Annotated in this window: 10 protein-coding genes; 8 read left to right on the top strand and 2 right to left on the bottom strand. The window is 62.4% G+C overall.

Annotation, left to right across the window (positions count from 1 at the left end; all coding sequences use genetic code 11):
- The first annotated feature begins 2 nt into the window (after nucleotides 1-2).
- From SM763_RS05005 to SM763_RS04985, 5 genes are all read left to right on the top strand, one after another.
- Nucleotides 3-3,971, top strand: a complete 3,969-nt coding sequence (locus SM763_RS05005) for a baseplate multidomain protein megatron (RefSeq protein WP_368997848.1) — start codon at nucleotides 3-5, stop codon at nucleotides 3,969-3,971.
- Between the two features lie 8 nt (nucleotides 3,972-3,979).
- Nucleotides 3,980-5,056, top strand: a complete 1,077-nt coding sequence (locus SM763_RS05000) for a DUF2793 domain-containing protein (protein ID WP_368997847.1) — start codon at nucleotides 3,980-3,982, stop codon at nucleotides 5,054-5,056.
- Nucleotides 5,057-5,075: 19 nt separating this feature from the next.
- Entirely contained in the window at nucleotides 5,076-5,366 is a 291-nt protein-coding gene (locus tag SM763_RS04995; protein WP_037207576.1) for a DUF6127 family protein, read from the top strand.
- Nucleotides 5,367-5,439: 73 nt separating this feature from the next.
- Nucleotides 5,440-6,114: a YcbK family protein gene (locus SM763_RS04990; protein ID WP_037207574.1), complete on the top strand. Its 675-nt coding sequence runs from the start codon at nucleotides 5,440-5,442 to the stop codon at nucleotides 6,112-6,114.
- On the top strand, nucleotides 6,111-6,368 hold the full coding sequence (locus SM763_RS04985; RefSeq protein WP_368997846.1) for a hypothetical protein: 258 nt from the start codon (nucleotides 6,111-6,113) through the stop codon (nucleotides 6,366-6,368). Before SM763_RS04990 ends, SM763_RS04985 begins: the two co-directional genes overlap by 4 nt.
- 194 nt (nucleotides 6,369-6,562) lie before the next feature.
- Here SM763_RS04985 and SM763_RS04980 read toward each other — a convergent pair whose 3' ends face one another.
- Both SM763_RS04980 and SM763_RS04975 read right to left on the bottom strand, forming a co-directional pair.
- Nucleotides 6,563-7,228, bottom strand: coding sequence for a hypothetical protein (locus tag SM763_RS04980; RefSeq protein ID WP_368997845.1), 666 nt, complete (start codon nucleotides 7,226-7,228; stop codon nucleotides 6,563-6,565).
- Between the two features lie 22 nt (nucleotides 7,229-7,250).
- Nucleotides 7,251-8,234 carry a helix-turn-helix transcriptional regulator gene (locus tag SM763_RS04975; protein ID WP_368997844.1) on the bottom strand — a complete coding sequence of 328 codons (984 nt, stop codon included), beginning with the start codon at nucleotides 8,232-8,234 and terminating at the stop codon, nucleotides 7,251-7,253.
- A gap of 105 nt (nucleotides 8,235-8,339) precedes the next feature.
- On the opposite strand from SM763_RS04975, the gene SM763_RS04970 reads away from it, so the two are divergent.
- The 3 genes from SM763_RS04970 to SM763_RS04960 form a co-directional block, all read left to right on the top strand.
- Nucleotides 8,340-11,642 (top strand): TM0106 family RecB-like putative nuclease, encoded by a 3,303-nt coding sequence (locus SM763_RS04970; RefSeq protein ID WP_368997843.1) that lies wholly within the window; start codon nucleotides 8,340-8,342, stop codon nucleotides 11,640-11,642.
- Entirely contained in the window at nucleotides 11,642-12,193 is a 552-nt protein-coding gene (locus SM763_RS04965; protein WP_368997842.1) for a hypothetical protein, read from the top strand. Before SM763_RS04970 ends, SM763_RS04965 begins: the two co-directional genes overlap by 1 nt.
- A gap of 23 nt (nucleotides 12,194-12,216) precedes the next feature.
- On the top strand, nucleotides 12,217-12,393 hold a 177-nt coding region (locus tag SM763_RS04960), incomplete at its 3' end, for a transposase (protein WP_368998048.1).

Below are 12,393 nucleotides of genomic sequence, written 5' to 3'. Positions count from 1 at the left end.
CCATGGCCACCGTCGTTCTCGGTGCTGCTGGCGCTGCCATTGGTGGCAGCATTGGCGGCGCGATCCTCGGCGTCAGCGCCGCCACCATCGGTGGCTTCATCGGCTCCACAATCGGCTCGGTCGTCGACAGCTGGATCATCTCGTCACTGGCGCCGACCCAAAGGATCGAAGGCGCGCGGATGGACAACCTGCGCATCACTTCGGCCACGGAAGGAGCGGTGATCCCGCGCCTTTACGGCCGGATGCGGATCGGCGGCAACATCATCTGGGCGACGGATTTCCGCGAAGAGACCAAGACCACAACGCAGGGCGGCGGGAAAGGCGGCGGGGGTGGCGGCAAGGTCAAGACAACCGAGTATCTGTACTATGCCTCGTTCGCGGTCGCGCTCTGCGAGGGCCCGATCACCGGCATCGGCCGCATCTGGGCCGACGGCAAGCTGCTGGACACCGCAGGGGTCACATGGCGCTGGTATCCGGGCGATGATAGCCAGGCGGCAGATCCGTTCATCACAGCCAAGATGGGCGCGGCCAACACGCCAGCCTATCGCGGCACGGCCTATGTCGTCTTCGAGGACCTGCCGCTCGGCAATTATGGCAATCGCATCCCGCAGCTGAGTCTCGAAGTCTTCCGTCCGCTTGCCGATCCGGACACGGCAGAGGGTCTCACGCAGGCTGTGACCATGATCCCGGCATCCGGCGAGTTCGCCTATGCAACGCAGGGCATCAGGAAGGGCAGCGGCGGATCGTCCGAGCCCGAGAACCTCAATGCGTTGACCGATACCGCTGACATGGTGGTGGCGCTGGACCGTCTGCAGGCGATGGCCCCGAAGGTCGAGAGCGTGTCACTGGTGGTGGCCTGGTTCGGGAACGATCTGCGGGCAGGCAATTGCACGGTGCGGCCCGGGGTCGAGGTCACCGCCAAAACTACTACGCCGTCGGCATGGTCCGTGAATGGCGTCAGCCGCGCCAGTGCCTTCCTCGTCAGTCGGGACGATCAGGATCGCCCGGTTTATGGCGGCACGCCCGCCGACTTCGCAGTGGTGCAAGCGATCCAGGAGATGAAGGCGCGCGGGCTGCGCGTCACCTTCTACCCGTTCATCCTGATGGATGTCCCGCCCGGCAACACGCTGCCGAACCCGTATTCCGACAACGCCGCTGAGACCGGCCAGCCCGCTTTTCCGTGGCGGGGGCGGATCACCTGTTCTCCGGCTGCTGGCTACGCCGGGACGGTGGACAAGACCGCCACGGCCGCAAGCCAAGTCGCGGCGCTGTTCGGCGGGGCAACACCGGGAAGTTTCAATATCTCGGGCGAAAGCGTCAGCTGGACCGGTGCGTCCGGCGACTGGGGGCTGCGCCGCATGGTGCTGCACTACGCCCATCTCTGCGCGGCGGCGGGCGGCGTCGATGCCTTTCTGATCGGCACCGAGATGCCGGGCCTGACGACGATCCGCTCGGGCGCGTCCACCTATCCGGCGGTGCAGGCCTATCGGGATCTGCTCGCGGATGTGCGCTCGATCCTCGGGTCAGGGACGAAGATCGGCTACGCGGCGGACTGGTCGGAATACTTCGGGCACCAGCCAGGCGATGGCAGCGGCGACGTGTTCTTCCATCTCGATCCGCTCTGGGCCGATCCGGAGATCGATTTCATCGGTATCGACAATTACATGCCGCTGTCGGACTGGCGGGACGGGTTCGAGCACTGCGACGCGGCAGTGGGCTGGTCCGCCATCTACGACCGGGCCTACCTGCAAGCGAATATCGCGGGCGGCGAAGGCTTCGACTGGTTCTATGATTCGGCCGCTGACCGGTCCGCACAGATCCGGACTGCGATCACAGACGGCGCTGCGGCCAAGCCATGGGTCTTCCGCTACAAGGATTTGCAGGCTTGGTGGTCCAACCCGCACTACGACCGCCCGGGGGGAGTGGAGAGCGGAAGCCCAACGGGATGGGTGCCGCAGTCGAAACCCATCTGGTTCACGGAACTCGGTTGTCCCGCCATCGACCGTGGCACCAACCAGCCCAACGTGTTCTTCGACCCGAAGTCATCGGAGAGCTTCACTCCGCATTTCTCGCGGGGCTGGCGCGATAACGCGATCCAGCGCGCTTATCTCGAGGCGACGTATCTTTGGTGGGGCGATGCCGCGAACAACCCAGTGTCGTCCGTCTATGGCGGGCGAATGGTTCACGTTCCGGAATGCGCCGCCTGGACCTGGGACGCGCGACCGTATCCGTTCTTTCCGGCGCTAACCGACGTCTGGACAGACGGGGCGAACTGGCGGCTCGGTCACTGGCTGACGGGGCGGCTGGGAGCGGTGTCGCTGGCGGCCCTCGTCCGGCACCTCTGCCTGCGGGCCGGAATGCCAGAAGCCCGGATCGACGTCACCGGCCTGTGGGGCGCGGTCGAGGGCTACGCGATCGGTGCGCTGGAAAGCCCGCGCGCCTCAATCACCACGCTGTCGCGTCATTTCGGCTTCGACGCGGTCGAGACCGAAGGCGTGATCCGGTTTGTCATGCGGGGGGGCGCTGCAGTCGCAAACGTATCACATGACGATCTGGTGGCTGCCCGCGAAGGCGATGTGCTGGAGCTGACACGCGCGCAGGAAACCGAACTACCACAGGCGCTGAAGTGGCAGGTGGCCCGTGCAGATGAGGATTACGACGCCGCCCTCGTCGAGGCGCGCCGTATCACCGTCGACACGACGCGGATCGCTTCGGAGAGCTTCCCCATGGCGGTTCCGCCTGAGGAGGCCGAGCGCCGTTGCCGCCGCGCGCTCATGGAAGCCTGGACCGGGCGGGAGACGGTAGCGCTACGTTTGCCACCCTCCCGGCTGGCGCTCGATCCCGCCGATGTCGTGACGCTGGAACACGACGGGCGGCTGGTCGACCTGCGGCTCGTTTCCATTGCCGACGCAGAGGCGCGCGGGATCGAAGCGGTCCGTCAGGACCGGGAAGCCCACGACCTGCCGCCCGGATCGCCAAGACCATCGTCCTTGTCAAAAGCCGTTGTGTTCGGGGCACCAGAGGTGGTGTTGCTGGACCTGCCGCAGCTGACCGAAGATCAGCCTGCGCATCGCCCATTCGCTGCAGCACATGCCGTGCCTTGGCCCGGCGAGATGGCGGTGTTTCGCAGCCCCTCTACCGATGGCTTCGAGTTGCTGACGACATTCGACAGCCGTGCCCGGATCGGAACGCTGGTCTCAGATTTCTACGCGGGCCCGACCTCGCGCTTCGATCTTGGCAATGCGCTGGTGATTGATCTGCTCTCTGGCACACTGGAAAGCGTCACCGACCTGACGCTGTTCGGCGGGGCCAATGCGCTGGCCATCGAGAGCGCACCCGACACGTGGGAAATCGTGCAGGCCGGCGTGGCAGACCTGATTGCGCCGGGCCGTTATCGAATGATGCGCCTGCTTCGTGGCCAGCGCGGCACGGAAACGGCCATGGCTAATCCGGCTCTTGCAGGCGCTCGGGTGGTAGTACTTGACGAGGCCCTTGCGTCCCTCCCGATCGCCGAGGCCGATCTCGGCCTGCCGTGGAACTGGCGCATCGGTCCTGCAAGCCGGTCTGTCAGCGACGAGACATATGTCGCGGCCTCCTTCAACCCGGTTGGCGTGGGTCTGCGGCCGTTCTCAGTCGCCCATGTCGAGCAGCCATGGCGCAAACCACGTGCACCGGGCGATCTGACCATCCGCTGGACTCGCCGGTCCCGCGCACTAGCGGCCGACAACTGGGGCGCGGTCGACGTGCCGCTCGTCGAGGAGACCGAGGCCTACGAGATCGAGATCCTCGACGGCGCAACCGTGAAGCGAGTGCTGAGCGCGACCACCACCAGCGCGATCTACACAGCCGCCCAGCAAACCGCCGATTGGGGTGCGCTGTTCGCGCCCGGCGACACTCTCGACATCCGCATCTTCCAGCTCTCCGCCCTCATTGGGCGGGGCGCGGCCAAAACCATCACGCTCCAACTCTGAGGACCGCTATGTCCGACACCACGACCAACCTGCTGCTCCCGTACATCCTGGCGGCGCAGGCACAGAAGCATGTCACCCTCAACGAGGCATTGCGGCTGCTCGACGGGCTTGTGCATCTCTCCGTTCTCGACCGGGATCTGACCGCGCCACCCGGCAGCCCGGCCGATGGCGACCGCTTCATTGTCGCCAGCGGCGGCACGGGCGACTGGGCGGGCTGGGACCTGAATGTGGCGCTCTGGACGGACGGGGCGTGGCTACTTTTGCCGCCGCGCACCGGCTGGCGGGCATGGGTCGAGGACGAAGGCCTGCTGCTGGTCTACGACGGGTCCAGCTGGGTCGGGACAACGCCGACGGCACTGCAGAGCCTTGCGCTGCTGGGGCTCGGAACCACCGCCGATGCTGCCAACCCGTTCTCGGCCAAGCTGAACGCCGCGCTCTGGACGGCGAAGACCGTCGCCGAGGGGGGCACCGGCGATCTGTTCTACACCATGAACAAGGAGGCCGCGGGCGACGATCTCGGGCTTACGCTCCAGACTGGCTTTGTCACGAAGGCGCTGGTCGGGTTGTTCGGCTCGGACAGGTTCCGGATCGCGGTCTCGGCCGACGGCAGCACCTTTTTCGATGGGCTGAGCGTCGACAACGCCAATGGCATCGTCGACCAGCCCCGGCTCCCGCGGTTCAAGGCCTACACGAACTACGACAATTACGTCGGGATCGGCACCTGGACGAAAATTGGCCTGAACAACACCGACTATAACGATCAGGCTGCCTTTGATGCCGGGACCAACCTGTTCACAGCGCCCGTGGACGGCACCTACCTCTTCGGCGCGACGCTGCTCTACAAGGTCAATTCCAGCACAGCGGCCCGGATGCGCGGGCGGCTCGTACTGAACGGCGCGACCGAAATCCGGGGCTCCTACGGCGAGATCAGTGGCGCGCATGTCTCGGAAGCCACGGCGCTCTGGTTGCAGACGATGGTGTCGCTGACGGCGGGCGATACGGTTGAACTCCAGGGGTACTTCCGCTCGCAGGATGGGTATTTCGCGGCCGATCAGACGTCCCTTTGGGGCTGCAAGATCGGCTGATCGGAGAGAGGATTACCTCATGACACCACCCCGATCCGATCAGGGTTTCGTGCGCATGCCCGACGCCGAGTTCGAGGCGATGCTGGCACGGGCCGCCGAGAAAGGCGCCAAGCGCGCGCTCGCCGATGTTGGTCTCGACGGTGAAGAAGCGGCGCTCGATATACGGGATCTGCGATCATTGCTCGACTGCGTCCGGCTGGTGCGCCGCACCGCGATGCAGACCGCCGTCCGCATGATCACCACCGGCGTGATGCTGGCGCTGCTCGCGGGCATCGCGATCAAGCTCAAAATCTTCGGTGGCGGTCCATAGCCGCTCGCCACTCCAAACTGTCAGTCCAATCGACCCGCCTCCGAGGCGGGTCTTTTCGTTTCAGGAGGATACCATGACGACGACCTTTTACGACCATTGGCGCGATGTGCCGGAGAAAGCCTGGCGCTGGCCGAATTTCAGCCCGGCCGAAATTGCGTGCCGCGGCACCGGCAAGCTGCTTGTCAACGAACCCGCACTCGACAAGCTGCAGGCGTTGCGGGATCGGCTGGGCAAGCCGCTGATCGTCCGCTCGGCCTATCGCAGTCCGGAGCACAACCGTGCTGTTGGCGGTGCAACCCACTCGAAGCATATGGACGGCGCGGCCTTCGACATCGCTATGGCGAACCATGATCCGGTGGCGTTCGAAGCGGCGGCAAGGAAAGTCGGCTTCCTCGGCTTCGGCTTCTACCCGCGCTCGGGGTTCATCCATGTCGACCTCGGCCCCGCACGGCAGTGGGGCGAGCGGTTCCCGGCCCGGGCGACTGCCTTCGCCGAAGAAACGCCACCAGCGCGCGAAGTGCTGGCCGCCAGCCGCACCATGAAGGGCGGTGGCGCGGCTGGCGTGGCAACGTTGGGCGCAGTCGGGGTCGAGGTGGCGCAAGGCGTCCTGGCAGAGACCCAGACCGCCATCCTGCCGCTCGTGCCGTATCTCGACACGTTGCGCTGGGTGTTCATCGCCGTCGCACTCGGCGGTATCGCGGTCACGATCTACGCTCGGCTCGACGACTGGAAGCGGGGGCGGCGATGATCGGTGAGCTTGTCGCTTCGCTCGTTGGATCGGCATGGGCACGCGCGGCGCTCCGCTACGGCGTCACAGTTTTTGCGATCCTTCTGTTCTTGCTGACCCTGCGCCGCTCCGGCGAGCGCGCTGGCCGCCTGGCGGAACGCCTTGAAACCAGGGAGAAAGCTGATGAAGTTCAGCGAAGGATGCTGGAGGCGGCGGCTCGCCGTCCTCGTGATCGGGGCCAGTTGGTTGACCGGCTGCGTGAAGGCGGATTTTGAAACTCGCAGCATGGCTGCATGTCCACCGGTCGTGGAATACAGCGGGGAGTTTCAGTCTAGGGCGGCCGAAGAATTGGAGATGCTGCCAGACGGATCGGCCGTTGTCGAGATGATGGCGGACTATGCTGTTATGAGAGACCAAGCTCGGGCGTGCATATCCAATTGAAACGTGATGATCATAGGCCGTTTCGAACCTATTCGACGACGGGATAAAATGGCTTGCCCCAGTGTTCATTTGGGTTGTCCATCATGATGTCGATGAAGACAGGCATCAGGAACCCAAGAATTTCCGCGCCGTCCCGAACCTGCGCGCGGTTCACTCCGCTGTTCCAGGTCGATCCTCCGTGGACGAGTTGATTTCGCAGGACGTACAATCGGTCGAAGACAAAGCTCAGAACACGTACACTGTCACCGGTTTGGAAGGACTGCGCGAAGGCGCGGGCTGAGGTCTTGAAGCGTTCCTCCCAATCCTCAAACCCGTCAATCCCATTGTGGTATTGCCAGAAGGGATTGAAGACGTGCCGATTTTCCATGAGCATCCGAACAGGGCCGGAAAACTGCTGCCACAGCGCCTTGTAGATGCGGTGGTCTTGATCAAGCGCCACGAGCCGACCAAAGTACTCGACGAAAGCAGCGCGTTCTCCCGGGGCGACCGCCTGAAACTCCTGCTCGTCGGCGTAGGCCGCGTTGAATGCGATCCAAAGGAAAATGAAACGCGCATCATCATCCTCGTCGCAAGCCTCAGCACGGCCGATCCAGCTGATGGCGCGATGGGCGCGCAATCCCATGGTCTCGGGGAAGCCTTCGCGAATGGCGCGTTGCTTTGCTTTCAGGGCTGTATGATCAAGACCGTTTTTCATAGTAAATTCCTATTCAATATCGTCATGGCAGAGCGTCGAAATCCGACCTCTGGTGGCCCGCAATCAATTCGCGCAAGCCTTGGGGCGCCAACACGTCGACCTTGTCGCCCCATTGATAGAGGTGCCATGCCATTTCCAGCCAGCCCGCCGCCTTGAACCTGACGATCAGGCTGCCATCGTCCTGAGGTTCGATAACTTGGGTCGGGTGAAAACGGAATTCGGCGGCACGCTCAGCGGCTTCCGGTGAGAAGCGCCACACGACTTCGCCATATTGTTCAGGGTCTTGATAGACACCAAACGCCAGAGCGGCATAGGTCTCTAGGGAGAAACCCGAGGCCAGCTGAAAGCTCTCGTTCAGAACCTCCGCTTCATGAATCCGATCCATGCGGAAGTTCAGGATGCCTTCTCCACGCGCAGGTTGCCGTGCGACGAGATAGCTGCGGTGCCCCAGTAGCATGCCATGCGGCTCGATCACACGCGGCGCAGCGCCCTGAGCGCCATAGCAGACGCGCAGCCTGAAGGGACCGCGCAGGGCTTCGATGACGGCATCTGTCACGGCAGGCTTCAGTGTGACGGTCGGGCCTGGGCGCGTGACCTGGCCCAATCCAGCCAGCACTGCCTCTGCATCGGCTTCCGACCGAAGCGCGTCCCTTGGATTCAAACGCGCCAGCAACGCGTCGCGGAGATCCTCCAGAGAGCGTGAGTGCCGTATTCGCCCTTCATCGCGCGCGGTACGTGCCGCGATTTCTAGCGCCTCGATCGCCGTTTCCTGTCGGGGCTGCAGTCGGTCTGGCAAGGGTGCGTCCATCCGCCAGTATCGCCGTCTTTCGGCATCGTCGGCGGTCGAAACGTTCACGAAAGTTGCTTCGAGAGCCTCAGTCATCCGTTGAGCAGTGCGATGCGACACATCGAACTCGGCGCAGATGTCCTCAAGGCTGACACCTCCCCGGCGAGAAGCCGCCATCTGGGCAAGGCGAAGCAAATCCTGCGCTTTTGCAAAAGACATTTGATCTCCATGCCAGAAATTGACACCCTCGAACGGTATTGATGACCTTGCGGTCTGTCGAGGTGATTCCCTTGGAGATTGATTTGCATAGGTAATGGAGTAGCCATGAGGGATCTCGACGGTCGCATATTCTTGTCCGCAACGGATCTCATGCGCTTCACAGGCTGCGCACATGCGACCACCCTTGATCTGGCCTATATGCGCGGAACGGGCCCGGAGCCGGGGGACGACACCGAGGACGCAGCGCTTTTGCAAAAGCAGGGCGATGCGCATGAGGCGGCGCACCTTGCACATCTCAAGGAGGCCGGGCGCACGGTCATGGAAATCGAGCGCGGCAAACTTGGCGAAAACGGCGAAGCCACGCGCGCGGCGCTTGCGGCTGGTCCGGACGTCGTGTTTCAGGGCGCGTTTCTGTCGGGGAACTGGGGCGGCTGGTCCGATTTCCTGGAACGTGTCGAGACACCCTCGGCGCTTGGATCGTTCAGCTACGAGGTGGCCGACACCAAGCTGAAACGTCGGGCCGATCCCAAACATGTGCTTCAACTGGTGCTGTATTCCGATCTGCTGGCGGAAATTCAGGGGGTGGTGCCCGAGTTTGCGCATGTCGAATTGGGCGACGGCACGCGCGCGACGCTGCGCCTGGCTGACTACTCTGCCTATGGGCGGATGGCGCGCGAACGGCTGGAAGCTTTCGTTGCCGATCCACTGCCGACCCGCCCGATACCATGTGCCGATTGCGGTCTTTGCCGTTGGGCCGATCATTGCGAAAGCGTTTGGCAGACCGAAGACAGCTTGTTCAATGTCGCCAATATCAGCCGTGGTCAGGTGAAGAAGTTGGAAGCCGCGGGTGTTCACACATTGGAGGCTCTCTCGATGCTGGATCACCCAGTGCGCGGAATGGCCGAAAACACCCAGGCCCGTTTGGTCGCTCAGGCCCGCCTGCAGCAGGCCCGCAAAACCGGGGAGCCAGATTTCGAACTACGGGCGCCCGAGCCTAGCAAGGGCTTTGACCTGTTGCCGGAACCGCAGCCGGGCGACCTGTACTACGACATTGAAGGCGATCCACACTACGAGGGCGGCCTCGAATACCTGCACGGCATCTGGTTCGACGGGGCGTTCAAGGCGTTCTGGGCCCATGACCACGACGCAGAAGCGCGGGCATTGTCCGACTTGCTGGCCTTTTTTCGCGCGCGGATTTCGCGATACCCCACTGCGCGTATCTATCACTACGCGCCCTACGAGATCACAGCCCTCAAACGCCTGACCACGAAATATGGGATCGGTGAGGCTTTCCTCGACCGGCTGCTCCGGGAACGGCGCTTCGTCGATCTGTTCGCCGTGGTCCGCGGCGGGCTGATCGGATCGGAGCCGAACTATTCCATCAAATCGATGGAAGCATTTTACGACCGCAAGCGCGACGGCGAGGTCAAGACGGCGGGTGGCTCGGTCGTGGCCTATGAGCGCTGGCGCGAAACGCAGGACCAGCAGATTCTGGACGAGATCGAGGATTACAACCGCATCGACTGTATCTCCACTGAGGAATTGCGCGACTGGCTGGTAGGCATCCGACCCACCGGCCCTTGGCCGACACTTGCCCCGGATGCAGGCGATAAAGAAGTCGAAGAAGATGCCGACACGCAAGCTCTGCGCAACCTGCTGGCAGCATCAGGCTTGCCGGAGGCGCGGCAGGATATGCTGTTCAACCTCGGCGTCTTTCACAGCCGTGAGGTGAAGCCCGCGCAATGGGCCGTGTTCGATAGCGCTGCTAAGGACGAAGATGATCTGCTCGACGATCTCGATGCGCTTGGCGGGCTTGAGGCAGCGGGTCCTGTCGAACCCGTCAAGAGATCCTTCGCGCGCCGATACACCTATCCCGAACAGGAAACGAAACTGCGGAGCGGCAAGAAAGCGACGGTTCCGGTGTTTGACAGCCCTCCTACTACTGTCGGGATCGAGTCCATGGATCGCCGCGCTCGTCAGATCACGGTCAAGGCAGGTCCAGGCAAAGCCGACCTCTTGGCAGATCAACTGACGCTGCATCCGGACTGGCCGATCCAGACGGGCGTCATTGCAAATGCTCTGCGTGATGTGATCGACGATCAGTGCGGCGCACGCAGGTACACGGCAGTGGATGACCTACTGTCGCGCGCTGCACCGCGTCTGCGTTCTGGCCCACGGGGCGATCTTTTGGGCGGGGCAGACCCAGTAACGGGTACTATTGCCGTAGTGAATGACATGGATGGAACGGTCCTGCCGATCCAGGGACCGCCCGGCACCGGCAAGACCTATGTCAGCGCCCGCGCGATCCTGTCCCTTGTCCGCCAAGGGTTCCGAGTTGGAGTCGCTTCGAACAGTCACGAGGCGATCCGAAATGTTCTGATGGGTTGTCTTCTCGCACTCGAGGATGACGATCTCGACATCACATTGGAAAACGCCGAACTGGCGCACAAGGTCGGAGGGGGTGAGGATGGGTATCTCGATGGATTTTCCGGGATCACCCGCGCGCAGGCAAACGACGACCCTGCGCTGTCAGACGCCCATGTCGTGGGCGGCACCGCTTGGTTCTTTTCGCGCGACGAGAATGTGCAGGCTTTTGACTGGCTGTTCGTCGACGAGGCGGGCCAGGTTGGCTTGGCAAACATGGCTGCCATGGGTCGCGCCGCGCGAAACATCGTCCTTGTGGGCGACCCGCGCCAGTTGCCGCAGGTCATCCAGGGGGCGCATCCCGAGCCTGCGAGCCTGTCGTGCCTAGATTGGATGCTCGGGGAGCATGCGACGGTTCCAGCCGAGCGGGGTATCTTCCTTCCCACATCCCGGCGCATGCATCCGGAGGTCTGTCGGTTTGTCTCGGAACAGGTGTATGAAGGCCGCCTGACCAGCCATCCTGATACGGCTAACCAGTGCGTGACAGGCACGGCGCTCCCCGAAGCCGGAGCTTTCTGGGTGCCGGTCCCGCATGAGGGGAATGCACAGATCGCACAGGAAGAAGTCGCCGCTATTGGCAAAACCGTCACTGACCTCCTTGACAGCAGCTGGACGGGGAAGGATGGCAGCACGCGGCCGATGCGCGAGACGGACATCATTGTCGTCGCTCCGTACAACGCTCAGGTAAACGCTCTGCGGGATGCCCTTCCCTTGGGTGTTCGTGTCGGAACCGTGGACAAGTTTCAGGGGCAGGAAGCGCCCGTCTGCCTTGTTTCCATGACCGCATCTTCCGCCGAAGAAACCTCGCGCGGGATGGAGTTCCTGTTTTCTCTGAACCGCATCAATGTCGCGGTCTCACGCGCCAAGGCGCTCGCAGTGGTATTCGGTGCGCCGCGTTTGCGTGAGGCGAAGTGCAATAGTGTCGAGCAAATGCAGTTGGTGAATACGCTTTGTGCTCTGCCTTTTGTAAAAAGGGCCGATTGATGAAGGGTTTTTTGTCGAAACTGAGACGCAAACTGGCAGGCTCGAACGATACGACCGTTCATCCAGATTTGAATCCATTAGTAGATTCCGAATTTTCCGAAGTTGAACCCTTGCCGGCAGTCGAGCAGGCTAAGCCTAACTCGGGGACCACCAAATCCGCGGCTGATCCCGAAGACTTAATTAGGGACGGTTTTCATCCGGATCTATATGTCTTCGGATCCGAGGTTCGCGAGACGGATACGCGAGACGACGTACACGACGAAAATCCAATACGAATGGGTCCTCCTGAAGTTGGACAACAAACGTCAACTACCGAAGCATACATAGAACATGACTCAGAAAACTCCGTTTCGGGTAAAACAGGATCCGATTTTGATCCAGAATTAGTTTCACGAAATCGCGGTGCTCCCGACGGTAACGTCGAACTCGAACTCGATGAGGTGGATAACGAATTTGAGGACTTTATCGATGAGGACGATGAGTTTTCTGAACCGGTCGACCAGATCTGGGAGGCCTTGTTGCGCAAATCGGGTGAGGGATTCACTGCGTGAATCCAGCGTGATAGCTGGAAGGTATGAGCAGTTGGGCCCCTACGAAGTATAAGACCACGAACTGGTCGGCTTACAATGAAGCACTGTGTCAGCGCGGATCGCTGACGATCTGGTTCAATCCCGACATGATGTGGAAGCCGCCGCCGAGCGGGAAGCGTGGGCGGCAGCCGAGCTTCAGCGATGAAGCGATCCAAACGTGC

Source organism: Pseudophaeobacter sp. C1-32P7 (genome assembly GCF_041008775.1).
Lineage (GTDB): Bacteria > Pseudomonadota > Alphaproteobacteria > Rhodobacterales > Rhodobacteraceae > Phycobacter > Phycobacter gallaeciensis_A.
Note: the sequence above shows the minus strand (reverse complement) of the source record. Positions and strands in the feature narration are given on the sequence as shown.

Coding starts and splice junctions, on each gene's coding strand:
- SM763_RS05005 (WP_368997848.1), top strand. CDS start 3: ATGGCCACCGTCGTTCTCGGTGCTGCTGGCGCTGCCATTGGTGGCAGC.
- SM763_RS05000 (WP_368997847.1), top strand. CDS start 3,980: ATGTCCGACACCACGACCAACCTGCTGCTCCCGTACATCCTGGCGGCG.
- SM763_RS04995 (WP_037207576.1), top strand. CDS start 5,076: ATGACACCACCCCGATCCGATCAGGGTTTCGTGCGCATGCCCGACGCC.
- SM763_RS04990 (WP_037207574.1), top strand. CDS start 5,440: ATGACGACGACCTTTTACGACCATTGGCGCGATGTGCCGGAGAAAGCC.
- SM763_RS04985 (WP_368997846.1), top strand. CDS start 6,111: ATGATCGGTGAGCTTGTCGCTTCGCTCGTTGGATCGGCATGGGCACGC.
- SM763_RS04980 (WP_368997845.1), bottom strand. CDS start 7,228: ATGAAAAACGGTCTTGATCATACAGCCCTGAAAGCAAAGCAACGCGCC.
- SM763_RS04975 (WP_368997844.1), bottom strand. CDS start 8,234: ATGTCTTTTGCAAAAGCGCAGGATTTGCTTCGCCTTGCCCAGATGGCG.
- SM763_RS04970 (WP_368997843.1), top strand. CDS start 8,340: ATGAGGGATCTCGACGGTCGCATATTCTTGTCCGCAACGGATCTCATG.
- SM763_RS04965 (WP_368997842.1), top strand. CDS start 11,642: ATGAAGGGTTTTTTGTCGAAACTGAGACGCAAACTGGCAGGCTCGAAC.